Origin of the sequence: Sphingobacterium sp. UGAL515B_05, assembly GCF_033097525.1 — a bacterium.
GTDB lineage: Bacteria > Bacteroidota > Bacteroidia > Sphingobacteriales > Sphingobacteriaceae > Sphingobacterium.
Map to the genome: position 1 here is coordinate 3,488,445 of NZ_CP109907.1, position 25,453 is coordinate 3,513,897.

Consider the following 25,453-nt stretch of genomic DNA (forward strand, 5'->3'; position numbering starts at 1 on the left):
TAATTACTCTGCATATAAATCTAAGTTTGACATGACTTTCTCCGGAGTCTGATATTTGGATTCAATAGTCTGGTTTTCCTGTACCATGCGAAGTCCATTCAGTAGAATCTTTTCGTCCTTGCCCAATCCGGAAGAAACAACATAGATATGTGGCAGTTCGGCAGCAATTTTTATTTCTCTTGCTTTTACTTTATTATCTTTTGTAATAACGTAAACATATTTTTTTTCAAGCTCCTCGAATGTAGCTTTCTGCGGTATCATAAGCGCGTTATTATAGGGCGATGTAATGACTATATTACCTGTCTCGCCATAACGCAATAATCCCTTTGGATTTGGAAAAGTCGCTCTGTAGGCAATATTTCCAGTTTCATTATTGAAGTCTGATTCAATTGTTTCAACAATACCCTCATGACCGAATTCTTTTCCATTGGCCATGTTTAACCGTACATGCAGCGGGCTATTGTCTTTTTTTGCGTCCATTTGATTGAGGTATTCGACTTCGGGGACATTGAAGTAAACCCACATTTTACTGTTATCGGACAGTTCTGTGATCAACTCGCCTTCATCGACAAGACTTCCTTTACGGACATGAAGCTTACCAACGATTCCTGAAAACGGTGCTACGATGTCGGTAAATTTGAGATGCGTATTCATAGCGGCTAACTCAGCTTTGGCTTTTTCATATTTTGCTTTTGCCATTTCAGTTTCCTGCGGAGCTACAATATCTTTTTCGGACAGATTTTTGGTATTCTGATATTCGATTTCAGCATATTTTACCTCAGCTTTGGCACGATTAACATCGGACTCATAGAGGTTGGGCATGATTTTAAAGAGGGGTTGTCCTTTTTGTACAAATTGACCTTCATCGACAAATATCGATTGAATGTAGCCTTTTTCCTGCGCGCGCAATTCAATATGGTTGATCGAACGGATTTGGGCGACATAGTCTTTATTGACAATTGTATCTTTGACCAAAGGAGTAGTGACGTTGAAAACTGCAGCTTCTTTTTTGTCTTTTTTTTCTGACTGACAGCTTGTAGATAGAATAATAAGGCACAGGCTTATATACATAAAGCTTCTCATGACCATGATAATAGTTTTTTAATTTTTTTCGAAAAATTGAACAATAGTGTGACATGCTTCCAGATGATTTTGAAAGCTATTTTGATGTTTTTTTAAGAAATTATTAAAAAATCACAGCCTGAATACACTGTAATGGATGTATAGGGCGTTTTTTCGTGAAGTAAGCTGGTTGGAATTTGCAAGCGAAACTGCTGTGCGAGTATTGTGAAATTGAGGATGGATATAGGCGGCTAGATTTCCAAAATCATTTCCGCTAAGTGCGAATAAGTTAGGGCTATTGGAGTCACTTCCCGTGTCGTCATTTTCGTTATCATTTTCTGAAAAATAAGCCCTTAGTTTTTCATGCCGATGACGTTTAGTTTTGCGAATAACTTTGGTCTCATAACCTTCGCTTTTTACTTCCTTGTTGAAGTGATTGACAGCATGAAGATTGCGGGAGGGGATATTATTTGGTGTTGGCACATGATACCAGCCAAAACTGATAAGCATTGCGCAAACTACGCCGAACAGATATTGATGGAATTTTCCTTGCATCCTTGAAAGCAAATGTAATTAAACTTTAAAAATGATACAAGTGATTTCGGTATGGAAATTTTAAAGTTTATGTAATATTGTTACAAAGTATTTAAACTGATGGTGTTTTAGTGATTATTTGTGTAAAAATTGCTCAAATTCCGTTTTTGAAATTGCGTTTAGGTGATATTTTTAAAAAATATGACCTAAATAGCTTTGGTTTTCTTTAAAGGGTTATGTTTTTAGGTGTTTTTCGGGTTGATTTTCGTTTTTTTTTTTTAGTTTGATGTTCTTTTGAATGAGTTGGGGAAGGGCAAATTTGACTTTTTTCATTCTCTAATAGGTGAAATCGTTTGTCCTGCTTTTATGCTGTTGTGAATGAGTTTTTTAAAAAGTTTGCTTGATTGAAAAGTGACTTGTTCTTTTATAGGGTACTTTGCTGTCGCTTGATCTAGTTTATTGAGGCGGCCCTAATACATATTCTTACAATTGGGCAAAATGGCTTACGGTACTTTTTGATAAGTAGGTAGCAACCGTAATGCCCAATTGGCTTGTTCTAGACCGTTTTAAGGGTTTTCTGATTATTTCGTAGCATTTGTATTGCTTTTTCAGCCCTTGTCTTTCGGGTTTGTTCCTGTTTTGCTGATCCAACCCAATCACAATAGCCTTGTTTGTATGATTTGGAAAGTGTTTCAAAAAAAGCATTGGCTTTTTCGTCCATATCCAACAATTGTTGGAGTTCCATAGGGACGCCTTCAATATGTTCACCTTTTTTTAGCATGTATTTTATCATTTGATTCCCTATAAAAATACATAAATATCCTCGAGTTGCCGGCCTTTATTGTATGAATACTTTTGACTTGCCCGTAAGGTAATACGATCAGTGGATTGCAGTACTTTTGCTTGAAATAAGACTTACAAGTTGCCGCTGTCTTCCTATGCGTTGAAACATATATTGTTCTTATTTGTTTTTCTATTAGTCAATAAAAATTTTCAATATGAAAGCAATACGTTTTTTTGGGCATAAAGATGTCCGCGTTGTAAATGATATGGTGAAGCCCGTTCCTAAGGGTGACGAAGTATTACTAAAAATTGGTGGTGCAGGTGTTTGTCATTCTGATCTCCACATTATAGATGAGGGGACCGTTGTAGGTACGGTGTTTACCTTGGGACACGAAAATGCGGGCTGGATTGAAGAAGTTGGATCTGATGTAAAAGACTATAAAAAAGGTGATGCGGTATTGGTCTATGGTCCTTGGGGCTGTGGGCACTGTAAACCCTGTCAGCAATCAAAAGAAAATTATTGTGATCACCAGTCTGAAATGGCTTATGGTGGTGGGCTAGGCCTAGATGGCGGGATGGCGGAATATATGCTTGTTCCTTCTTCGCGTTTACTGGTCCCAATTTATGACTTAGATCCAGTTATTGCAGCGCCCTTAACGGATGCAGCACTCACTCCTTATTCGGCAATAAAACGTTCGATCGGTAAATTGACAGCAGATGAGTATGTGGTTGTGATCGGAGTTGGAGGTTTGGGCCATGTTGCCTTGCAAATACTAAATGAAGTAAGCGCGAGTTCAATTATCGCCTGTGATGTCACCGAAGAAAAACTAGCCTTTGCTAAAGAACTGGGCGCAGCCTATGTGGTCAATTCGAAGGATGCAAATGCAGCCGAACAAATCAATAAGATTACGGGCATTAAAAAAGCTAAAGTAGTGATTGATTTTGTAGGCGCAACATCGACTATAGATCTAGGAACAAAGGTTGTGGGTTTGGATGGTGACCTGACAATTGTTGGATTGGGCGGAGGAAACTACCAGTACAGTATGTCGGGGCTTCCTTTTGGCGTGTGTATGACAAACCCATATTGGGGCTCGCGGGTTGAACTCATGGAAGTTGTCGGCTTGGCTAGGCAAAGGAAGATTCATATTGAAATTGAGCAGTTTAAGCTTGATCAGGCCAACGAAGTTTATGATCGAATGCGCAACGGTAAGATCAAAGGAAGGGCTGTACTGATTCCTTAGGAAAAAAAGTCTATCTTTTTAGTAGTTTATTTTGGTTTTTATCTTTTTGATGCTTATCTTTGTTGTATCATAATTTAGGTTTATAATTGGTTATTTAAGGTTTTCATTCTCCCCGTTTGAAAACCTTTTTTTTAAACTCTCTCTTTTGATTGATTATTAAAAACCTTCTGCCTTCTTTACTGTTGTAATACTAATAATCCGCGCTGATTTATCTGCAAAATATTTATGGACAAAACAATTCTCGTACTCACCGATTTTTCTGAAAATTCATGGACCGCTATCCGCTATGCGGCGAATCTGGCTAAAAGATTTAACTGGACAGTAGAGCTTCTGCATACTTATACTATCCCAATAAAAGACAGTGTCCATGCTAAAATGGAGAATATATTTTTGACGCCTCAGAAGGAAGAGGCTGAAGGCATGCTCAAGGACTGGCAGACACGTATCGACGATGAATTTCCTGATCTCAGCTGTAAAACCGTAAGTTTGCTCGGCAACCTGGAAAAAACGGTACTAAACTTACTACAAGAAAAGGAATACCGCTTTATCGTTATGGGAGCTAAGGGTAAAGGTATGATACAAAAAGCGGTATTGGGAAGTAATACCTTTGCCCTGATAAAAAAGAGTCCGATCGGTGTCTTGGCAGTACCCATCACGTTCCAAAAATTTAGGTTACAAAATATCGGATTACTGAGCAATTTTAAAGCGTCCGAATATGATCTACTCGACAGTTTCATCTTACGTGTACCGGAGAAATTCAATCTCAGTCTCTTGCACGTAACGCAAAAGTATATCTCTCCAAAACGAGAAGATATTGAAGACTGGAAACAAAAGCTATCCACCCAATTTTCGTTTAATAAAATTGATTATGTGGAAAAAAACGCGGTCAATCGCTTAGATTACAATATGCCTATACCGCGTTGCATCGACTATATGGTAGAAATCGAAGCTATTGATCTTTTACTTGTGTCGTACAGTCCTAAAAGTTTTTTCAAAAGTATATTTTCCAGAAATCTTACGAAAGCAATTTATCGTAATCTGACGGTTCCTACTTTTTTTAAGCGTAATTTATATTAATTGTCGGTAATCTCCTCCTTGTTATTACTATCCATTGGTTAAGTGTACACGGTTTAGTAAGTAGAAAATGATTGCACTAAAGTTAATAGCCGTGATTTTATGATTGCTAACTGAATTTAAATCGCCTCTCCGATATGAAGTAATGTATTCGTATTTTTCATTAGCTTTATACATAGTTGTATAAAATATAAACATAATGAGCCTTTGGATACTTCCTTTGATCACAATACTTTCCGCAAGTCCCGATAGTACGCATGCAGGAGAATATAAGTTTGCCGAAACGCCCAGTTGGAGTGATGAGTTTGATTACAATGGTCTGCCGGACGCAAAAAAATGGGGGTATGATGTAGGCTCCTTGCATAATGGCTGGGGAAATCATGAACTTCAATACTATACAGATGCAAATAGGAAAAATGCAAGTGTGGCAAATGGTGTTTTACGTATTACTGCAATAAAAGAACAGTATGAGGGGTTGGATTATACTTCTGCTAGGCTGGTCAGTAAGAACAAGGGCGATTTTCTGTATGGTCGATTTGTGGTCCGAGCCAAGGTACCGAAAGGGAAAGGTACGTGGGCAGCCGCTTGGATGTTACCGACAGACTGGGTTTATGGAGGATGGCCACATTCGGGAGAAATAGATATCATGGAGCATGTCGGTTATGACGAGAATGCAATACATATTACCGTTCATACAAAGGACTATAATCATTCCATTGGAACTCAAAAAGGAGTGATGAAGCGAATTGATCAGGCAACATCGGAGTTTCATGATTATCGGATTGACTGGACCCCCGAGTATATCCGGGGTTTTGTGGATGATGTTCAGATCTATAGTTTTCCGAATGAAGGAAAAGGGAATGGCGTTTGGCCATTTGATAAAAGATTTCATTTACTATTGAATCTAGCTGTTGGTGGAGATTGGGGTGGTGTGCAAGGCGTCGATGCCAGCGCATTTCCTACAGAGATGGAAGTGGATTATGTCAGGGTATATGATTTACTGAAACCTTAAATGAATCTTATTTTCTCTAATTTATAAAGATTAATTCAAATGTTTAGGCATCAAGGGAGAGGAAGGAATTATATTCATAATTTAAAGTTAGCCTCTATTTTATCTTGTGTTGCGGGTTTGGTCAATATTACAGGTGTTCTTGCCGTTAACACTTTAACAACAAATGTCACAGGTCACTTCGCATTTTTTTCAGAACAGTTGATTTTAATGAATTACAAGATGGCTTTGATTTATTTGTTATACATTGCTTTCTTTTTAATGGGAGCATCCGTTTCAGGTTTTATCGTCGAATTTGCCTCAAAAAATAAATCACATAACGCCTATATCATTCCAATTTGTATCGAGTCTATTATCTTAATTAATGTAGGACTGCTCCCAGCTTTCGTTAAAGCAGGGCCAACGTTGCCAACAATAATTTCATTTGCCCTTCTTTTTGCTATGGGACTTCAAAATGCCCTGGTAACGAAGGTGTCACAATCAGTTGTCAGAACGACGCATTTGACCGGATTGTTTACTGATCTTGGTATTGAAATCTCGCAGTTACTTTTTTATAGAGAAATTGCTGAGAAAGTGAAATTACACAAAAGTATTTTTCTTAAGTTGATGATTATTGGAGGCTTTTTTATCGGGGGAATTATAGGTGGTTTTATGTTTCAATATTTTAAATTGAAAACATTATTGTTACCCGCTACTATGCTTTTGTTTGCCTTATGGTATGACCATATTCTACTTAAGTTTTATCATTTGAAGCGAAGCTTAAGGGCGGATGAATAATAGTTTTGAGTCAGGATCTAACCTAATAACAACATCGGAAGCACTTGTACCTAAATCTGATGGGGATTTCCTTCACCTAATTATGCTTTTCCTTATTTCTCTGTAGCCGGAAGATTAGTACTGAAAGATATAATTATGTTGGCAGCAGCATTGATTATTGCAGCATATAGTGTTGACCGCCTGATGGAAAAGTAGATTTAGGATCAACGCGAATAGATGCTTTTTTATGAAATAGTTGCGGTTTGCCCAGACTAGCTAATAGTGAATCAAGCTTATTTGCCAACTTTTGGAAGGTATCTTTGTTCACAGTTGTATTTTGGCAGCATCTTTGTGTCTCGTCGTTAAACTATATTGAGTTATACCACGAACGATATGAAAATAACACGAACGACCCTTCCATTTCTTCTGTTTAGTTTCATCCTTTTAGTTGGATGCAACAATAATCAACAGATCAGGATGATTGATAAAGATGGGAACACACATTTGTTGACGAGAGAAGGTGATCGAAAAGGGGAATTGGGACTACAGCGCATCATCGCTCGTGGCAATGATACAGTAATAACAATTGATGGTGCAGGCCATAAAATGATATGGACAGCTTCAGATGTGACCAATATTGATACAACAAAGATTCAATATTATCTCAAAAAGAGAAATGGAAGCAGTGTTCATATTTATACACCCGTAGATGTAAATCAAAATTTTATAGATGTAGAGGATAGTCAAAATGTTTTGTCAGATCCTTATGATGGTACAGATAAGAAAAAATCCCTACTGTAGATTGCCGCATGAAAAAGCATAATTTGGGCTAAAGAGAAAATCCTAGCAAGTTTACTTGCTAGGATTTTTTTTGGGTACTTTGGCACCTTCTTTTTTGGCTTCGGAGAGGCCAATGGCAATCGCCTGTTTTCGTGATGTTACCTTTTTTCCGCTACCAGATTTTAATTTTCCCGCTTTCATTTCGTGCATCGTCTTTTCAACTTTCTCAGATGCTTTTTCTGAATATTTTGCCATAATAGTGTTACACCGTGATCTGTTATTAAACACTTCTGCAAAAAGAACAGTTGTTTCAGTTGAATCGTTTGAAAATTTTTTCAGCGCGAAATAGGGCGCATCTGTATCCGCTAATTCAATTCGCTGCCAGCTTTAATCACGGCTTGGTTGACGGCTTTTATTCTTTCAAGAACCATTTTTTGTATTTTACGGTCGTAAGTCAATAGTCCATTGACTTCGTGTTCCACGTCGGTAGTTTGCGTATAAATAGCAACACTCAGTCCTTTGTATCGGAGCAATTGTTCGACATTATCCATTAGGAATATATAACGGTCTGTGAGAGCTTCTATAGTGGGTTCGTAGGCATAGGCATTGTTTTCGACAGGCCACATGTGACCGCGGACAAATAAGCCCACGCCACCAAACTCTCCAAGGGAAGCTGCCCGTTTCGGATCAGGCTCTGAGGCACCCTTGGGGCCAACATAGATATGGGTGTCAACAAAGTCTCCATTTCCGGGATCACCATAAGCTTTTTGGTAAGATGGATTGTTGTTAAATCCCGAATTACCGTTCACTAAACGTGAAGGGTCATATTGTTTGGTCCAGTCGGTAATATTGCGCACATCGAAAGCGCCCCAGTTTTCGTTAAAAGGAACCCAGGCGATAATGGATGGCGAGTTGTAGTGGTCGTCAATGATGGCCTTGTATTCATCACGAAATGCTTTTCGATAAATCGTAGTATCTTCATCGGGATACCAAAGGCAAGGCATATCTTGCCACACGAGCAGTCCCATTTTATCTGCCCAATAATAGAAACGTTGGGGTTCGGTTTTCATATGCTTACGAATGAGGTTGTAACCAGCTTTTTTGGTAAACTCGATATCATATTTGAGCGCTTCTTCCGTAGGTGCTGTTAGAATACCATCGGGCCAGTATCCCTGATCCAGGAGACCGAGCTGCATCACAAATTTGTCATTCAATAGCGGCCTTACAATTCCGTTTACCTTACCAAGTTTAACATCACGCATACCAAAATAGCTCTTCACCTCGTCGATGATTTCTCCATTCTTCCCATGTATACTTAATTTTAAATCGTATAAAAAAGGGGAATCAGGAGACCAAAGTTTTGGATTTTCTACCGGGATATTAAATTCCATGCCCGACTGAATTACCGTTTTTGAAATTTCTTTTCCCTCCGAAGAAACGATGGCCATAACTTTTGCCTTCGCTGTGCTAGTGACCTGTATTTTTAGTTGTTTTTCTGCTACTTGAGGCAACAATTTGATTCCCTGTATATGGTTTTTGCTTACTGGTTCCATCCACACAGTTTGCCATATGCCAGAAGAAAATGTATAGTCGCCTCGAGGTCCATTTTTGCCCGAAGGATACTTACCGTCGTTCTTGTCATGCGCTGCAACGACAATGTTATTTGGACCGGCCTTTAAAAACTCAGTGATGTTAATCCAGAAGGAGTCGTAGCCACCTGAATGAGTACCCGCTTTTCTTCCATTTACAAATATGGTCGCATCGTGATCCACTGCACCAAAATGGAGTATAATATCTTTCCCTTTCCAATGATTAGGTAGCTCGAAATTTTTACGATACCACAGATTAATTTCTTGTTTGCGTTGTACTCCGGATAAATAGGACTCTGGACAATAGGGGACAAGAATGCTTTCTCGGCTGTGGTCAAAGGAAATGGGGACAGCAGGATTCAGTGCATTGGGAGCATCCTTTCCACCTATATAGTCCCATTTGCCGTTGAGACATAGCCATTCATTCCTTTCCATTTGGGGACGAGGATATTCGGAGAGTGGAATTTCTGTTTGCTTGGCTATTGCTGTCCATGGGGTTGAAAGCTGTTGCTGTTGTGCCAAAGCATTAAGCCAACCGAAGAGCGATAGTGCCAGCACAAAAATTGAGGTTTTGGTTTTTATCATGGTATACTTCTTGGTTTTTCAGAATATGAATATAAGTATACTAAAATGATTTAGTGTATTATAAACGAAATGTTACTAGTGGGGCTTTCGATATTGGGCTTGGTTGGTTGGTTGGTTGGTTGGTTGGTTGGTTGGTTGGTTGGTTGGTTGGTTGGTTGGTTGGTTGGTTGGTTGGTTGGTTGGTTGGTTGGTTGGTTGGTTGGTTGGTTGGTTGGTTGGTTGGTTGGTTGGTTGGTTGGTTGGTTGGTTGGTTGGTTGGTTGGTTGGTTGGTTGGTTGGTTGGTTGGTTGGTTGGTTGGTTGGTTGGTTGGTTGGTTGGTTCACAAAAGAAATAGAGACTGGATTAAACAAAACTACAGGAGCTGCTTTGTTGAGGCAGCTCCTGTAGTTTTGCTTATTACCAAATTTTGATTCTTTCTTCCGGTGACTTGTACAGTTTGTCTCCTTGTTTAACATCAAAAGCTTTGTAAAAAGCATCAACATTGATCAATGGACCAAAACTTCTGAAATATCCTGGAGAGTGTGGATCCGTTTTAACTTGGTTGACCATATATTTTTCACTGGATAGGGTTCTCCACACAGTTGCCCAGCTTAGGAAAAAACGTTGGTCTTGTGTGTATCCACTTATTTCACCTGGGTTTCCCTTATCTTTCAGATACATTTGAAGTGCGTCGTATGCAATGTTTACACCGCCTAAATCCGCTATATTTTCGCCGTTTGTAAATGTGCCGTTAACGAAAGTGCCCTTTACAGGCTCATATTTATCGTATTGAGCTGCGAGTGTTTTTGTTGCTTTTTCAAAATTGGCCTTATCTTCTGGTGTCCACCAGTCTACCAAGTTTCCGTCCGCATCAAATTGCGCACCTGAATCGTCAAATCCGTGGCTCATTTCGTGGCCAATTACGGCACCTATACCACCGAAATTGACAGCTGCGTCGGCTTGTGGATTGAAAAATGGCGGTTGAAGAATAGCCGCCGGAAACACGATCTCATTATTTACGGGATTGTAATAGGCATTTACTGTTTGTGGAGTCATTCCCCATTCTGATTTGTCTACAGCCTTGCCAATTTTAGCTAGATCCTTTTCATATCGCCATGTAGTGATATTTTGGAGGTTGGCATACAGATTACCGCCTTTATTTTCCGATAGAATATTCAATTTAGAATAATCTTTCCATTTGTCCGGATAAGCAACTTTTACGGTGAATTTGTTTAATTTTTCAAGCGCTTTTCCTTTTGTAGCCGAAGACATCCAGCTCAAATCGTTGATATGGACTGCAAAACTTTTCTTTAAATAGTCGATCAATTCGACCATTTGTGCTTTAGCTTCAGCTGGAAAATATTTTTCGACATATAATTTTCCGAAAGCTTCACCTAATGTAGAATTGATCAGTTCAAAACCTCTTTTATTTAACGCTCTTTGTTCTTGTTGACCTCTTAAATACTTACCATAAAAAGCAAATCGCATGTCTCCTAATTTTTCGCTTAAATAAGAGGCACTACCGTTGATCATATGGAATTTTAAGTAATCTTTAATAACAGGAAGGTTTTGTGCACTGACCAATTTATCGAAGTTCTTGTAATAACCTAATTCCCCAATGATTACTTTTTCTGTATTGACACCTACTTTTTTAAGGTACTCAGGTAGATTTACATTTTTAACCAAGGCGGTTAACTCTGCCATGGTCTGTGGATTGTACTGTAACGTATTATCACGGCTTTGTTCATTGGTCAAGTAGGTCTTCGCAATGCTTTTTTCGTAGTCAACGATTCCTTTTGCGGCAGCATCAGCATTTTTATAGCCTAATTCTGTTAACATGGAAGCTACATATTTTTGATACTCGGCAATAGCTTCGGTATTTTTATCATTTTCTTTTTGATAATAATCTCTTCCTAGTCCTAATGAGGCATCTCCTAAGTAGACCGCGTTCATTTTTGAATCTTTTAAATCAGCGTAGACCCCCCAGCCATAGAAATTATTCTCACCTTCTTTCGTTACGGAAGTTAAATAATTCTGAAGATCTTTTAGGTTTTTAATCGCGTCGATTCTGTTTAAATTTCCCTGGATCGGTTTAATACCGTCTGCATTTCTTTTCTGTAAGTTCATATAAGAAGCATACAGGTCCTGTATTTTTTTGCCCTCACTTCCTTCAGGAAATTTATCTTTTAAAAGTGAGTTCAGAATTTTCATCGAATTGTTGTCCGTATCTTCTGCCAATTTATTGAAGCTTCCCCAGGTGGGTTTGTCGGAAGGAATTTTAGCCGTTTTCATCCAGGTTCCGCTTACGTAGTTGTAAAAGTCATCCTGTGGACGTACAGATTTGTCCATTAAGCTCAGATCAAGTCCTTTGTCGGGTCCTGTACCTGCTGTCTGTGCTTCCGCATGCTGTGTGTAGACTCCAGCCAAGAAAATTAGGGCAAGTGTTAATTTTTTCATTGTTGTTTTAATGTTGTATGATTTTCAATAATTCAATCTGGGAGTACGCACAAATTACGGATAAAATAGTTTATGTTATTTGCTCCGGGTAATTCGATTTGTATCAGCCATGTCAATAATAATTAGCTGTGATTTTTTTTTAGCTAAAAAAATCATTTACACAAATGACGGAAAATTCTAATTCAGCAACAAGTAAATTTGATCATTATCTGTCATTTTATTAAACTAACCGGGTAAAGTAGCATGTCATTCGTTTGCTAACGAATAACATGAATATACTTTTTAAAGTACATCCTTTGATGTGTCGGTGAACGCTCCGCTATCTGACTTAGCTAAGATGTTATAGGACAAGAAGAAATACTAAACTTAATATGGAAATACTAAACTTAATATGAATTTAGTTTAGTATTAATAAACGATGTTTAATATTGCTTACATTTTCATCTATAAGTAAGCGATTATGTTCAAACTATCCTATTCAATTTCACCTAAAGTTACTGGCCTAACATTGTCATTGGCCATGCTGGCTGCACAGGGGTTTAGCCAGACCCGATCGTTCCAGGGGAGACTGGTCGATTCATTGAGTCAAGGCGCTATTCATGGCGCAACAATTCGTAATTCTCATTTAGCTAAGCTTGTTTCATCGGATCATTCCGGTAAGTTTGTGATCGACGCACATATCGGTGATACGCTAAGAATTGGCTACATGGGGTATCTTCCCAAGGTTTTCATTGTTGGTAATCAACCTTCATCCGTTATTTCGCTTATACCGAACCAACAATCCCTCAATGAGGTGGTTGTAACTGCGCTTGGTATCAAAAAAGAAAAGCAGGCTATTGGCTATTCAGTGCAGGAAATAAAAGGCAAAGACATGGTTAAAGCTCGGGAGCCAAATGCTATTTCTGGTTTAGCTGGACGCGTGTCTGGCTTAACAATTACACCGAGTACGAACTTATTTGGAGACCCGGGTATCACGTTACGTGGTCGGAGCAATATTCTTATTGTGGTCGATGGCATGCCGATTAATACCGATTCATGGAATCTTAGCCCGGATGATATCGAATCTTATTCTGTTTTAAAAGGGGCAAATGCTGCGGCATTATATGGGAACAGAGGTCAAAATGGAGCGATTGTGATAACGACAAAACGAGCAAAATTACAGGATAAGGGTTTCCAGGTTGAATTTAACTCAAGTACACAATTGCAGACGGGGTATAATGCGATACCAAAAATTCAAACCGAATATGGCCCTGGTTCAAATTATCAATATGCTTTTAAAGATGGTCGTGGTGGTGGAATCAATGACAACGATTACAACATTTGGGGACCCCGATTTGAAGGACAGCTTATTCCGCAATATAACAGCCCGATAGATCCAAAAACAGGACAGCTTATTCCCTTACCTTGGGAGGCCAGAGGAAAAGATAATTTGAAGAAATTTCTTCAGAATGGTCTTTTGAGTACAAACAATATTGCTATATCGACCAAAAATGATCATGGTGATCTACGCTTATCTGCTTCTCAGATGTTTCAACGGGGAACTACGCCTAACACGAAATTGGGAAGCACCAATATAAATCTTACCGGAGGCATCAACGCTGGGAGTAAGCTCCGTTTCGATGCGAGTATAAACTACAATAAGCAGTATTCACCAAATTATCCAAATATTGCTTACGGACCAAATAGTCCTATTTACATTCTTACATTATGGGGAGCGGCAGATTATGATATTGATGATCTTCGCAACTATTGGCAGCCTGGGAAAGAAAATGTACAGCAGTACAATCGTGAATACACCATTTATGACAATCCTTGGATGACGGCTTATGAAAATTTGAGGACTTATGATAAGGATGATATCTACGGTTACGTGTCGGCTAATTACAAGTTTAATGATAAATTGTCATTAAATGCACGTACCAGTGCTAGTACCTGGAATAGGAATAGAACGATTAAAATTCCAATTTCTGCTAACCTATATAATTATAATATCGGTGGAAGCCGTGTTGGAGGTTATCAGGAAACCTATGATACTTTTTGGGAAAATAATACAGAAGTTTCCTTAAAATACCAAAATCGTATCGCCGAGGACCTAGGCTTCTCAGGCTCAGTATTTGGTAATTTAAGAACCGTCAGTGTCAAATCGCTGTTTGCACGTACAGATCGTGGATTAACTGTGCCCGGTGTTTATGACTTAAGTAATTCGATCATGCCCACGGTGTCTACTAACGATCGCGCCCTGCGTCAGGTTGGAAGCGTTTATGGATTCATGGATGTAGACTATAAAAGTATGTTATTCTTAAATCTAACGGGGCGATTTGATAAATCTTCGACTATGCCGGTAAAGAATAACACCTACTTCTACCCATCGGCTTCACTAAGCGCTGTGATTTCACAGATGGTCACTTTGCCCAAGGTTATTTCCGCATTAAAAATCCGTGGGGCATATGCTAACGTTGCGAGTGATTTCGTCAATGAATCGGCCCAGTACGATATTTATAAACTTTTGCCGGCATACAGTAACTATGGACGTTGGGCCAATGCAATGACCGGCGTAACATTTACTGATGTATTACCTAACCCGGATCTTGTGGCAGAGCGTGTGAAAACGGCGGAAATAGGTTTGGAAACTCGTTTATTTAACAACCGTCTGGGTTTCGATTTTGCTTTTTTTAGAAACCTGGAAGGTCCCAGGATTATCGAATTGGCTACGTCGGTTACTTCAGGTGTAAGAGCGAGACAAACCAATGGGTTGACTTTATTGCGTAAAGGTATCGAGCTGAGTATTGATGGGACTTTGATTCAACAGAAAGATTTTAGCTGGAATGTAATGGTCAATGCATCAACAAATCATGCCTGGCTACATGACATCGATGGGCATCAAACGCGTTCGGGGAATGTTCGTGTTGGTGAACGATGGGACGGATATTACGTGAATGATTTTCAGCGTGATGAAAAAGGAATGCCAATTGTGGGTACAAACGGTTTACCAGCTTACAATCCTTATGTGAGCAGAATAGGTTATAGCGATAATAAATTTACGGCCAGTATCAGCAATAGTTTCCGATACCGTGATTTCAGTTTTAGTTTTCTTGTCGATGGCCGCTTTGGCGGTTTAATAAAAAATGTGCAGGATGCCAAACAATGGGGATCGGGAACACATCCCGAATCAGCAAATGAATATCGTCTAAAGGACTGGGAAAATAGGGATGTCAAAGATTATAAAGGAACTGTCATGACCAATGGGTTAAAAATAGTCAAGGGGCAGCTCAATACAGATCAGGATGGTAAGGTAATCTCCGATACAAGAGAATTTGCCCCAAATGACATTGCTGTGTTGTGGCAAAATTGGGCCACTAATTACTATCAGTCGGGACCAATTACGGCCAAAAGCCGAACCTTTGTCAAATTACGGGAGATCGTCTTCAGTTATAATGTACCTGCCAACTTGTTGAAAAATTCCAGATTCTTCCGCAGTGCAAGTGTTTCAGTCGTTGGTAGGAATTTGCTGTATTTCACTGGAAAAGGTACCCAAAATATGGATTTGGACCAATTCACCAGTGCTAGCTCAGACTACCAGACACCATCAGTAAAGAGCTTTGGTCTAAATCTTAACGCAACCTTCTAAAAACTTAGTCAAAATTTTTAAAAATGAAGTACTTTAAATCCACTCTCATTCTTCTCCTGTTCGGGTGCTCTTTCAGTTCCTGTAAAAAGATAACGGATCTACAAAAAGACCCTGCGGCTGTATATAATCCTGCTCCAAAACTTTTGTTTACGGGAATACTCATGCGTTCTTATGATGCGCCATGGAGTGAAGATCATCGAGATAATCAGTATATGACACAAAATGAAGCCTATTATGCGGGGCAGCCTTATGGATGGACTACAGGCTCTTTTGAAACGCCCTATGGTATATTGCGTGATGTGTACCGTATGGAAATCGAAGCTGCAAAAACTCCTGAATTGAGTGCTGCTTATATGACCATGGCCAAATTTTTCAAGGCTTATTTCTTTGCCCGAACGACTGAAATGTTTGGTGATATTCCATTGACAGAGGCTCTGCAGGGTGAATCGGCTGGCAATTTTGCCCCCAAATACAATACCCAGTTGGAGGTATACCAGCAAGTGCTTAGCTGGCTTGAGGAGGCGAATAATGAACTGGCAAATCTCAAAGAAAAAGGCAATATATTAGATGGCGATTTCTTTTACAATGGCAAGCCTGAACAGTGGCAGAAACTGGTCAACTCCTTTAAACTACGTGTTTTAATTAGCCTCAGCAAACGTGCCGATGATAGTCCCGCTTTGCGGGTGAAGGAACGCTTTGCTGAAGTTTTAGCGAATCCAACCAAATACCCGCTGATTCTTGAAAATCGGGATAATTTTCAACTCCTTTACAATAATATTAACACCTATCCGCTGTGGCCAACAGACGGTGTGATTATAAAAAAGGATGTGCGAAACACATTTGGAGCAACCTACCTGAATATTTTAAAGACTTTACAGGATCCAAGATTGTTGATTCAGGCACTGCCAGCTTCGGCGATGTCTTCTGATCCTACGCGCCCTTTTGACGCATTCAATGGAGGGAAAACAGGCGACCTACAGAGTACCTTGCTAAAGCAAGCGGCGGATGGACAGCTATCTATGATCAATTTCGATTATTGGCTCGCTTCGCCGTCTGGGGTTCCATCTATTCAACTTGGTGCCTCCGAAGTCCAATTTGCTCTGGCAGAAGGTATCAATCGCGGTTGGGCTAGCGGAGATGCTGCGGTAAGATTTCAGTCGGGGATAAGTCAGTCGATGCTGTTCTACGGAGTTTCTCAAGACAAGATCAATTTGTTCTTACAGGCAAATCCTTACAAAGGGAACAATGCGGAAGGGTTAAAGCAGATCTTGACACAAAAGTATGTGGCATTTTTTGAAAACTCAGGAAAACAGGCATTTTTTGAGCAGCGCCGGACAGGAGTGCCAGTTTTTGATATAGGACCTTCGAATGCCAATAATAACCAGATACCGAAACGGTGGGCATACCCTAAGACCGAATACAGTACCAACGAAACTTACTTGAAAGAAGCTTTGCAACGTCAGTTTAATGGATCAGATACCCAAAATGACATTATTTGGCTTATTAAATAAAATACAAAGTAAGCGTAATTAGTCATGGAAAGACCTCTCGGACACAAATCCGAGAGCTCTTTTTACGTAGACAATCGTTTCTATAAATCGTTTATTACTTCTCTTTGATGGTCAACATACGTATCAGGAGATCTTGTATGAAGAGACTATCAAGCTCTTTTCCAATAAATACCAGTGTATTCATTTTTCTTTCATCCTTTTTCCAATGGTTACCGTAGTCCATATCGACACGTGAACCGACGGTCTGTATAATGATTTTTTTGTTTTCATCTTTTTTATAACCAATTCCCTTCATTCGGTAAATTTTGTTTGGATACTTGCCGACGAGTTTGCTCAAACCGAGAAATAGGTTTACGAAATTAAATTCTTCAGCAAAAGTATAGACGCGCGTTGCAATATCGCTCAGATGTTGTTTTGCCAGACTTGATTTGCCAAGTATCAGTGAACTGCTTAGATTAACGTTCTTCAGAAAAGAAAAAGCTTCTGTTTTTTTTGTGTACTTTATTTCCGCGATTATTTCAAAAGGAAACCCCTCCGTTACTGTTGATTGGAGAGTTTTCGCAAGTGGGTTTACATGTGCTAAGTAGTTGCTTAAATAGCTCAAATATGCTGAATGTACCGCTTCGGTTTTGTTGATGATAATGACGTCGGCGGCCGTGATTTGCCGTAATACTTCATCCCTTTCCTTGATCTGATCTTCAATAAGTGCAGCATCAACCAAGCATATAATTTTTTTCAATGGGAAGTAATTCTTAAACATTGGATGCCTTGTAAAAGGTTCTGTTATAGCATCGGGTATAGCAAGACCTGTACATTCAATAACGAGCTCATCAAAGCTGTCCTTTTTTTGATAGAGCGATTCGAGTGCGGTGTAAAGTTCATCGTTCAGCGTACAACAGAGACATCCCTCTTGGAGTGCTACGAGTTGTTCATAATTTTCATTGAGCAAGGAGCTATCTATATTTAGTTGTCCTATCTCATTTTCAATGATAGCAAAGCGTTTTTTCGGATAGGATTTCATTAGCGCATTTAGAAAAGTCGTCTTTCCTGCACCTAAAAAGCCAGTTAAAATGGTTACTGGGCGAGCATGGGCTGTATTCATTTGCGATGATTATACATTTAATCTGCTTTTGGTATCTCCCGAACGAAAGTCGGGGAAAGGCAGACCTTATTTCAATAAATTGAAAAATTCGTTTCGTTTACTTTCTGATAAGAATATACCGCTGTATTCCAGTGTTGTTGTACTGCTGCTGGTATCTTTGACACCCCTTGCGGAAACACACAGATGATCTGCATCAATCACAACAATGATATCATCTGTTGCTAAGGTAGATCTGAGTTCATTGTAAATCTGTAAAGTAAGGCGTTCTTGCACCTGTGGTCGATGCGCATAATAGTCTACAATACGGTTTATTTTTGACAGCCCTATTACGCGGTCTTTGGGGATATAGCCTATATGTGCCCGTCCCACAATTGGTAAAAAATGATGTTCACAGGCTGAATTTACCCGTATGTCTTTTTCTATCAATAGCTTATTGTAGCCATAGCGATTTTCGAAGGTGGACAGCTTGGGTTTGTTAACTGGGTTAAGGCCATAGAACAATTCGTTGATATACATTTTTGCTACACGATGGGGCGTTCCGCTCAGACTGTCATCTTGAAGGTCGAGGCCAAGCTCATACATAATGTCCTTAAAAAGTTGAGATATCTTGCTGATTTTTTCTTCGTCTGTTCGATCAAATGCATCGGGCCGCAGGGGAGTATCCATTGAAGTCATCATGTGTTGGTCTCCTAAATCTTCCGGATTGGATGCTGCATCTTTTTTTAATAATGTGTTCATAAATTAATTTTTATCAAATCGTGCTGATTATACCTCTTGTCTATTGTCAAATGGAGTTGCCATTTCATAGCGCTATTCGTGGTATAAATATAATTAAAAAACATCAAATGCAATATAGTTGCTTTTACTGTTTTTTAACTATATTTGATAGGTAAATCTTTAATGCGTTATGTTTAAGCAATTTATTCTAGTCTTTTTGTGCGTTGTCGTAGGGAGTATAACTAGTCCGGTCTTTTCTCAAGGGGTAACGGAATCACAACATTTGGTCGATCATAAGCCTATGATGAATGAGGTTTGGAAAACTTTTGACACCATGCTCTATAAAGTGAACAAGGTTAATGGCAAGACGGTTTACACCCCTTATTTTCCGAGTAAGCTTGCGAAACTGGATGGAACAAGGGTCGAGTTGCAAGGCTATATGGTACCGTTAAGGGCCGGCCTTCGCCATAATAGGTTCCTTTTGTCGGTCTTGCCAGTGCATCAATGTATGTTTTGTGGCCAAAATGGTATTCCACCGATGGTGGAGGTTACGCTGAGCGACAACAATAAAGTGTGGTTAAAAGAGAATCCTGTTATTGTAAAAGGCTATGTCAAATTAAATGAGAAAGATCGGAGCAGGGTTGAAATCTTTATAAGAGATGCAGCTCTTCTAAAACAGTAGGGATTATCAAAAGCTAACGACTCCGCCAGGTCCACCAAAGAATGATTCCATAGATAAACACAGCGGCCGCGAGCAATAAAAATAGCTCGAAACTTGTCTCCGGAAAATTCGTCGATTGCGAAAGAAAGGCGGATATTAATAAAATGCCCAGTAGGCCAGCGGTTATGCTAACAATGAATTTCTGAGCTTTGTTTAATGCGGGGCTTACTCGGGGTACTACTTTTTTCTCGTGGATCTCATGTACAGGTTCGGTTTCCTTCAATAGTGCAATATCGAGATCAAGCTGCACTGCCATTAAATTGAGGGTATAAGCCCTTGGTAGAACTTCAGCTTTTTCGATGCGTTGCACAGATCGAAGATTCAGTTTGACAAGATCAGCAAGTTGCTGTTGGGAATATCCTTTACTGATACGGGCATTTTTGATCAAAAGCGCTATTTTCTCTTTGCTGGATTTATTGGTCATTTTATGACATTTTGCGGCGTATTCAAATGTCGTGAAATTAAATGATTTAAGGCTATAGCTTTGTGTAAAAAAAATCATGATCGCTATTGCTCTTGAATTGGTCGTCTCCCAGTTTTTGCTGGGTTATTTTTGCAAGCGGAACCTCCAGGTTCTGGGGTTTTCCTCAAAGGTCGGATCTTTCCTGTTCTGTCTGTTTGGTCCCATAATATACGTTACTGCGCTCTATTTGAGTATTGCTTATTTAGTTGGAAATCCGTATCAACTAAATCCGAATTATACGGTATCTGATTTTTTTGGCAGTCTTTATTATGTATCAAAAGCCGTAGTATTTGAGGAATTGATCTTTAGGGGAGCCGTATTATATATTCTAATGAGACGCTATGGTCATGGGAAAGCTGCATTGATCACGGCGCTGGCTTTTGGCATTTATCACTGGTTTTCGTACGGTATCGTGGGGCAGGTTTTTAAGATGCTGGAAGTCCTTGTATCGACCGGTATAGTGGGGTATTTATTCGCGCGGATTTATATTAAAACCAGTAAAATAGTGTATCCGATCGTTTTGCATTTTGGTTATAATTTTGCAACGATGATTCTATTTTCGAAAGAAAAAAATATCGGTCTGCAGCTCCTGATAAAAACGTATGCAGTAGATCCTGTCAAACCCGAGGGGATTTTGCCTTTGCTCGTTCTCGTTAGTTATTATATCGGTTTTCCGCTGTTGTGCTGCATTTTTCTTAAACAACTAAAAGCTGCAGATAATTTGTCCTGACTATCGGCTCGCATCCTATGGTTTGCTGATCAAGCTCTCTATTTGGATGTGAGTATTTCGCTATTCGTTCTTTGCTGATGGAACATAACGCTTACGCTAGTTTAAACCGACGGATCGTCGGCATAGAACGAGCTGACTCAAGTCTATTTACGTATAATTTCCACACTATCTTTCGGAAAATGATTTTGTAACCATTGTTGTAGCTTTTCCTGTTGTGTTTGAGGTAGCGGAGTTTTGGTAGAATAAATAAATGCGACAAGGTTGGCTAAGCTATCCTTTTTGCTGTAATGTTGTTGTATACCAATGCTATAGGAGCTTAGCTCGGGAAACAATACCAAGATATCCCGATCGAGCTGTGGATTGGCTAATTGGTATTTGGTAAGTTCATTATTGAGCGCTCTTATGGTAAGGTCTTTTTCACTTACAGCAGCGGTACGCTTATCGATTTCGCTAAGAATACTCGATTTTAGGTCTAAACTGTCCTGATGAATAACCAGCGAGGTATTGGTAATTCCAAATGTTTCCATGCTTTGTTGTAGAGACTCAACTTCTTTTTTGCTGAATTTTTTTGATAAGAAAGCCAGTTCTAATTTCTTTGGATTGCCATTCATCTCCAGTTTTTCATAAATAACCGTATAACCTTTATTGCTCAATTCCTGTTGAACGAACTGATTTACTTTGTTTGTGTATTTTTTTTCTTGCAGTAGATTGTAGGCAAAATATACGCTCGGCAATACAAGTATAATTGTGATGATGGTAATACTTTGCGTAATTCTTTTTTCCCGTTGTTGATCGACATAATGTGTTTTGGGGTACCGTAAATATTTGACAATCACAAAGGTCGAAATGCAGATAAAAACACAGTTTATTATATAGAGGAATAATGCGCCGGCGAAAAAGCTGAAATTGCCTATTGCGAGTCCATAGCCCGCGGTACAGAGCGGAGGCATCAGGGCTGTTGCAATTGCTACTCCAGGAATTGGATTGCCCTTATCCACTCTTGTAATGGCAATGACTCCGACCAGACCACCGAAGATTGCAATCATGACATCGTAAATATTGGGTGATGTGCGTGCTAGTAACTCAGATTGTGCCTCTTTGAAGGGGCTTAAAAGAAAATAGATAAACGACACGACTAAGCTGATCAATGTGGCGATCAGTAGATTTTTTAGCGATTTTTTTAATAACGGAAAGTCAAAAGTCCCTAAGGCAAATCCAGCTCCTACTATTGGCCCCATTAACGGAGATATCAGCATGGCTCCTATAATGACGGCAGTAGAATTTACGTTCAATCCAACAGACGCCACTACAATCGCGCAGGCAAGAATCCAGGCATTAGCTCCGCGAAAAGAAATATTACTGACAACATTTTCCAGAACAGCTTCCTTTTTTTCTTCACCTTGGTGTAGATCAAAAAATCGTAATATTTTATTCATAAATTTATTGTTGTGCTAAAAAATATAAATATAGGGCTTAAACTATTCTTAACGTGCTAAAACTATGCCGCCTTTGGTAATTTGGTTTGCCTAGGCGATAAAATAAAGTAGCGATGCCGGATGGATCCAACTTTGTTCGGATTGCTTGTGATCATAAATAGCGTTCCCTACAGGTATAAAATGACAAGAAGATTTTGTCGACTGCTCATAAAATATTATCTTTTAGTAATTTTAGAACTAAGAAACAAGAAATAGAAATGTCGTTAATAGATTTATCAAGACGTGTAGCGTTGGGAATAGATATCGGAGGGACCAATACGAAATTTGGGGTGGTCAATCATCGCGGTGAAGTACTTGAAAAGGGAAGCATAAAAACAGATGATTATGAGACAGTAGAGGAGTTTATCGATGCGTTGTATGAAAAAGCATCTCCTTTAATTGAAAATTTTGGCGGTAAAGATAGCTTTGATGGAATTGGCGTTGGTGCTCCGGATGCGAATTATTATACTGGAACCATAGACCATGCGCCCAATCTTCCTTGGAAGGGTGTCATTCGATTCAGTGACTTAATGACCGCAAAGTTTAATATCCCCTGTACCATAACCAACGATGCTAATGCTGCAGCCTATGGTGAAATGCTTTTTGGTGCAGCGCGGGGAATGAAAGATTTTATTATGATTACCCTAGGGACAGGTGTCGGCAGCGGTATCGTCGCCGGCGGAAAGCTTATCTATGGTCATGACGGATTTGCTGGAGAATTAGGTCATACCATTGTTAAACCTGGAGGGAGGAAGCATTGGAGCACAGGTTCTGAAGGAAGTTTAGAAGCCTATGCGTCAGCGACAGGAATAACGATCACGGCAAAGAAAATGAGAGCTGAGTTTCCTGAGTCGATGCTAAATCAGTATCCAGAAGATGCTATAAATTCGAAGACTGTTCATGAATGTGCCTTGAAAGGGGATGCAATTGCCATCGAAGTATTTAGATATACGGGGCAGAAGCTGGGTGAAGCCTTGGCCAATTTTGTGATGTTTTCATCTCCTGAAGCAATTCTCCTATTTGGTGGGGTAATTAAAGCAGGTGATTTTATCTTAAAACCTGCGAAGCTGCATATGGAAAGAAATCTTTTTCCTTTGTTTAGGAATAAAGTGAAACTTGTCTTTAGTGAATTGGAAGAAGCTGATGCTGCTATTCTTGGCGCAAGTGCATTGGTTTGGGAAAAATAAACTATTAATTTGTTCTCAAGATGCTAACACCATTTATTAGGGATACCGTTTGTATCTTGAGAACAGTTTTTTTTAAGTTGTTAATTTATAAATTTGTAAGGTCTTTCTGTTAGGGTAAATCCAATACGCTGCCCAGAATTGGCAAAGAAATAACCGACTATTTCATACCTAAGGAAAGCTGTTGTTATTTTTCGTGTATCTAAAGGCATAGTCTTTGCTGATGAATTCTTTTAAACTTAAAACTATTTGTATGAAAAAGACCGTTTTTCTTCTTTTGTTGCTATGCACAGCCTTATTCTCAAAAGCCGACCAACTACAGGCCCTAACACAAAAACAAGCGGAAACCGCAGTAGCATATCTTAAGAAAGAGCCCATTGTTATTTTGTGGTGTAGCTGCTGCGACAATCAAACGCCAAAAAAGATTACTGTAAACGAAGTATTTTACAAGCAATATCCTGACGGGAAATATTATTCTGTTATCGTAAAAGGTAGAGACGAAAGCGGAGTGGAAGTGGAAGAATATGTAGATTTAGCGTATGTATTTGTGAAAAAAGGGAAAAAAGCCAAAAGTCTAGGCAAGGTTTTAAAATTTGAATGTGATCCTTGTACAAAACCATTTGACTGGTCGGTTTAAATCGTGTAGTTAAGAACTAATTTCTAAAAAAAACTCCCGAACTTATGAGCTCGGGAGTTTTTTTGTGCGGAAGAAGGGACTCGAACCCCCACGCCTTGCGGCGCCAGATCCTAAGTCTGGTGCGGCTACCAATTACGCCACTTCCGCATTAGGATTTCTTATGATGTCGCAAATATATAAACCAAAGTGATATCTTGCAAGTCGATAAGCTAGATTCCTTCTTTTAAATACGGATCATCCTGTTTATGAATGGAATATTTTTCATTAGGATACTTGTCTCTTTGATCACATGATCTACAGACGGCCTGTTTACCCGATTTTTCGATGAAATGCTTGCTGTCCTAATCAAGTTTTGTTAAGGCCTTTGAATTTCGCAACAAAAATACATATTGAAAAAAATCAGTTGTATGAGTCTTCTCAGCGGGTATGATATTCTCGCCAAAAAGCCGTGATTTTACAGTTATTAAATTTTGGGAAGTAGCATAGGGTGAATGTGCAGCATTGAGTTTAAACAATGATATACTATTTGGTCGACTTAATTCTTTTAGATCCTGAATGCCTTTCACGAGCATAAGTGGGCCATCTGCATTTACCCAATCTACTTTTTCATCTGCAGGGGTTGGAAATTGAGGATTCTTTGGGAGATACATTTCACTAGCAATGGTATAACTAACAAAGCTAGATACCTTATATCCTTTATTTTTCAGGCGTGCAGCAAAAGGATCGTTGGTTGCATCCTTTCCTTTTTGTAAAACATGAAAGAAACCAAATAGCCCATATAGTTTTTTACCTTTAATATGGTGTTCTTTCATATAATTTTCCAAATTTAATAGCATAGCTGAATCCCTGGATACGTCAGACTTATCTGCTGTAAAGCTTTTATCTAGGCCAATAACAGTGATTTTTGCCGTATCAGCAAGGTTGCGGTTATAATCATAAATTTCACCCCATTTTTGATATAACTCTAAACTAGACTGTTGCGGAATACGTTTGCGAATAGAGCTAACCACATCTTTCAGTAGGGCGTTATCTTTTAGGGGCTTGGATAAAAAGCTGTTTAGTTTATTGGCATTTGTACTATCCATCTCAGCAATGTAATATTTAACACCGAGTTTTTTGTTCAAAAAGAATAGCAGCTCTTTGTCCAACTTTTGATTGTCTGCGTAGCCATGAATTTCCCCAAGTAAAAAAATATCCGAATCATAAAAGCTATTGTCGAATAGAGAATCTACAATACGATCCTTCATTTCCGTTTTATGGAGTTTGAGATACGCTATATTTTCCGCATTGGTATTTCCTATAAATATCCGATTGGAAATGAAAAAATAGAGGAATAATAGCCCAATAATGGCCAGTATAGCAAAAAATGTGATCTTAATAAATTTAAAAAACTTTTTCATAAATGAGGTTTTGGCAAAGGTATTATTTTTCAAGG

At 39.1% G+C, this 25,453-nt stretch carries 23 protein-coding genes, 1 tRNA gene and 1 pseudogene; 13 read left to right on the plus strand and 12 right to left on the minus strand.

Annotated features, from left to right (window positions below; all coding sequences use genetic code 11):
* Positions 1-3: 3 nt before the first annotated feature.
* The 3 genes from OK025_RS14190 to OK025_RS14200 form a co-directional block, all read right to left on the minus strand.
* Positions 4-1,089, minus strand: a complete 1,086-nt coding sequence (locus tag OK025_RS14190) for an efflux RND transporter periplasmic adaptor subunit (protein ID WP_317664646.1) — start codon at positions 1,087-1,089, stop codon at positions 4-6.
* A 105-nt stretch (positions 1,090-1,194) separates the two neighbouring features.
* Positions 1,195-1,617 carry a hypothetical protein gene (locus tag OK025_RS14195; protein ID WP_317664647.1) on the minus strand — a complete coding sequence of 141 codons (423 nt, stop codon included), beginning with the start codon at positions 1,615-1,617 and terminating at the stop codon, positions 1,195-1,197.
* 535 nt (positions 1,618-2,152) lie between these two features.
* Positions 2,153-2,377 carry a YdeI/OmpD-associated family protein gene (locus OK025_RS14200; RefSeq protein WP_159731546.1) on the minus strand — a complete coding sequence of 75 codons (225 nt, stop codon included), beginning with the start codon at positions 2,375-2,377 and terminating at the stop codon, positions 2,153-2,155.
* Positions 2,378-2,594: 217 nt separating this feature from the next.
* Here OK025_RS14200 and OK025_RS14205 point away from each other — a divergent pair, with 217 nt between their 5' ends.
* The 6 genes and pseudogenes from OK025_RS14205 (at position 2,595) to OK025_RS14225 (ending at position 7,260) form a co-directional block, all read left to right on the plus strand.
* On the plus strand, positions 2,595-3,620 hold the full coding sequence (locus tag OK025_RS14205) for an NAD(P)-dependent alcohol dehydrogenase (protein ID WP_317664649.1): 1,026 nt from the start codon (positions 2,595-2,597) through the stop codon (positions 3,618-3,620).
* Between the two features lie 225 nt (positions 3,621-3,845).
* Positions 3,846-4,697: a universal stress protein gene (locus OK025_RS14210; RefSeq protein ID WP_317664651.1), complete on the plus strand. Its 852-nt coding sequence runs from the start codon at positions 3,846-3,848 to the stop codon at positions 4,695-4,697.
* A 196-nt stretch (positions 4,698-4,893) separates the two neighbouring features.
* Positions 4,894-5,706 (plus strand): glycoside hydrolase family 16 protein, encoded by an 813-nt coding sequence (locus OK025_RS14215; RefSeq protein WP_317664653.1) that lies wholly within the window; start codon positions 4,894-4,896, stop codon positions 5,704-5,706.
* A gap of 39 nt (positions 5,707-5,745) precedes the next feature.
* The gene (locus tag OK025_RS14220; RefSeq protein WP_317664655.1) at positions 5,746-6,480 is read left to right on the plus strand and encodes a YoaK family protein; all 735 of its coding nucleotides are present in this window, start codon (positions 5,746-5,748) and stop codon (positions 6,478-6,480) included.
* A 96-nt stretch (positions 6,481-6,576) separates the two neighbouring features.
* A pseudogene (locus OK025_RS26800) lies at positions 6,577-6,675 on the plus strand (DUF417 family protein); the annotation flags it as partial.
* 177 nt (positions 6,676-6,852) lie between these two features.
* Positions 6,853-7,260, plus strand: coding sequence for a hypothetical protein (locus OK025_RS14225; protein WP_317664656.1), 408 nt, complete (start codon positions 6,853-6,855; stop codon positions 7,258-7,260).
* A 51-nt stretch (positions 7,261-7,311) separates the two neighbouring features.
* On the opposite strand, the gene OK025_RS14230 is transcribed toward OK025_RS14225, so the two are convergent.
* Positions 7,312-7,494 carry a DUF6496 domain-containing protein gene (locus OK025_RS14230; protein WP_145330741.1) on the minus strand — a complete coding sequence of 61 codons (183 nt, stop codon included), beginning with the start codon at positions 7,492-7,494 and terminating at the stop codon, positions 7,312-7,314.
* Positions 7,495-7,604: 110 nt separating this feature from the next.
* Positions 7,605-9,413, minus strand: coding sequence for a glycoside hydrolase family 2 protein (locus OK025_RS14235; protein ID WP_317664659.1), 1,809 nt, complete (start codon positions 9,411-9,413; stop codon positions 7,605-7,607).
* A 53-nt stretch (positions 9,414-9,466) separates the two neighbouring features.
* Here OK025_RS14235 and OK025_RS14240 point away from each other — a divergent pair, with 53 nt between their 5' ends.
* Positions 9,467-9,748: a hypothetical protein gene (locus OK025_RS14240; protein ID WP_317664660.1), complete on the plus strand. Its 282-nt coding sequence runs from the start codon at positions 9,467-9,469 to the stop codon at positions 9,746-9,748.
* Positions 9,749-9,810: 62 nt separating this feature from the next.
* Here the strand turns inward: OK025_RS14240 and OK025_RS14245 are convergent, their stop codons facing one another.
* The gene (locus OK025_RS14245; RefSeq protein WP_317664661.1) at positions 9,811-11,850 is read right to left on the minus strand and encodes a M13 family metallopeptidase; all 2,040 of its coding nucleotides are present in this window, start codon (positions 11,848-11,850) and stop codon (positions 9,811-9,813) included.
* 460 nt (positions 11,851-12,310) lie between these two features.
* On the opposite strand from OK025_RS14245, the gene OK025_RS14250 reads away from it, so the two are divergent.
* Both OK025_RS14250 and OK025_RS14255 read left to right on the plus strand, forming a co-directional pair.
* Positions 12,311-15,478: a SusC/RagA family TonB-linked outer membrane protein gene (locus OK025_RS14250; RefSeq protein ID WP_317664663.1), complete on the plus strand. Its 3,168-nt coding sequence runs from the start codon at positions 12,311-12,313 to the stop codon at positions 15,476-15,478.
* A 23-nt stretch (positions 15,479-15,501) separates the two neighbouring features.
* Entirely contained in the window at positions 15,502-16,989 is a 1,488-nt protein-coding gene (locus OK025_RS14255; protein WP_317664665.1) for a SusD/RagB family nutrient-binding outer membrane lipoprotein, read from the plus strand.
* 94 nt (positions 16,990-17,083) lie between these two features.
* Here OK025_RS14255 and OK025_RS14260 read toward each other — a convergent pair whose 3' ends face one another.
* Both OK025_RS14260 and folE read right to left on the minus strand, forming a co-directional pair.
* Entirely contained in the window at positions 17,084-18,091 is a 1,008-nt protein-coding gene (locus tag OK025_RS14260) for a GTP-binding protein (protein ID WP_317664667.1), read from the minus strand.
* A 66-nt stretch (positions 18,092-18,157) separates the two neighbouring features.
* Entirely contained in the window at positions 18,158-18,829 is a 672-nt protein-coding gene (gene folE / locus OK025_RS14265) for a GTP cyclohydrolase I FolE (protein ID WP_317664669.1), read from the minus strand.
* 169 nt (positions 18,830-18,998) lie between these two features.
* Between folE and OK025_RS14270 the strand changes: the two genes are divergently transcribed.
* Positions 18,999-19,490, plus strand: coding sequence for a hypothetical protein (locus OK025_RS14270; protein WP_317664671.1), 492 nt, complete (start codon positions 18,999-19,001; stop codon positions 19,488-19,490).
* Positions 19,491-19,503: 13 nt separating this feature from the next.
* Here OK025_RS14270 and OK025_RS14275 read toward each other — a convergent pair whose 3' ends face one another.
* A complete protein-coding gene (locus OK025_RS14275) occupies positions 19,504-19,953 on the minus strand; it encodes a helix-turn-helix domain-containing protein (RefSeq protein WP_317664673.1) in 450 nt (149 codons plus the stop codon).
* A 76-nt stretch (positions 19,954-20,029) separates the two neighbouring features.
* Here OK025_RS14275 and OK025_RS14280 point away from each other — a divergent pair, with 76 nt between their 5' ends.
* The gene (locus OK025_RS14280) at positions 20,030-20,722 is read left to right on the plus strand and encodes a CPBP family intramembrane glutamic endopeptidase (RefSeq protein WP_317664674.1); all 693 of its coding nucleotides are present in this window, start codon (positions 20,030-20,032) and stop codon (positions 20,720-20,722) included.
* A 143-nt stretch (positions 20,723-20,865) separates the two neighbouring features.
* Here the strand turns inward: OK025_RS14280 and OK025_RS14285 are convergent, their stop codons facing one another.
* Positions 20,866-22,158 carry a TIGR00341 family protein gene (locus OK025_RS14285; RefSeq protein WP_317664676.1) on the minus strand — a complete coding sequence of 431 codons (1,293 nt, stop codon included), beginning with the start codon at positions 22,156-22,158 and terminating at the stop codon, positions 20,866-20,868.
* A gap of 257 nt (positions 22,159-22,415) precedes the next feature.
* Here OK025_RS14285 and OK025_RS14290 point away from each other — a divergent pair, with 257 nt between their 5' ends.
* Both OK025_RS14290 and OK025_RS14295 read left to right on the plus strand, forming a co-directional pair.
* Positions 22,416-23,384 (plus strand): ROK family protein, encoded by a 969-nt coding sequence (locus tag OK025_RS14290; protein ID WP_088162509.1) that lies wholly within the window; start codon positions 22,416-22,418, stop codon positions 23,382-23,384.
* 250 nt (positions 23,385-23,634) lie between these two features.
* Positions 23,635-24,018, plus strand: coding sequence for a hypothetical protein (locus OK025_RS14295; protein ID WP_075993777.1), 384 nt, complete (start codon positions 23,635-23,637; stop codon positions 24,016-24,018).
* A gap of 65 nt (positions 24,019-24,083) precedes the next feature.
* Here OK025_RS14295 and OK025_RS14300 read toward each other — a convergent pair.
* Together OK025_RS14300 and OK025_RS14305 are read right to left on the minus strand one after the other, a co-directional pair.
* Positions 24,084-24,165, minus strand: a tRNA-Leu gene (locus tag OK025_RS14300).
* A gap of 194 nt (positions 24,166-24,359) precedes the next feature.
* A complete protein-coding gene (locus OK025_RS14305) occupies positions 24,360-25,418 on the minus strand; it encodes a hypothetical protein (RefSeq protein ID WP_317664680.1) in 1,059 nt (352 codons plus the stop codon).
* Positions 25,419-25,453: the final 35 nt, after the last annotated feature.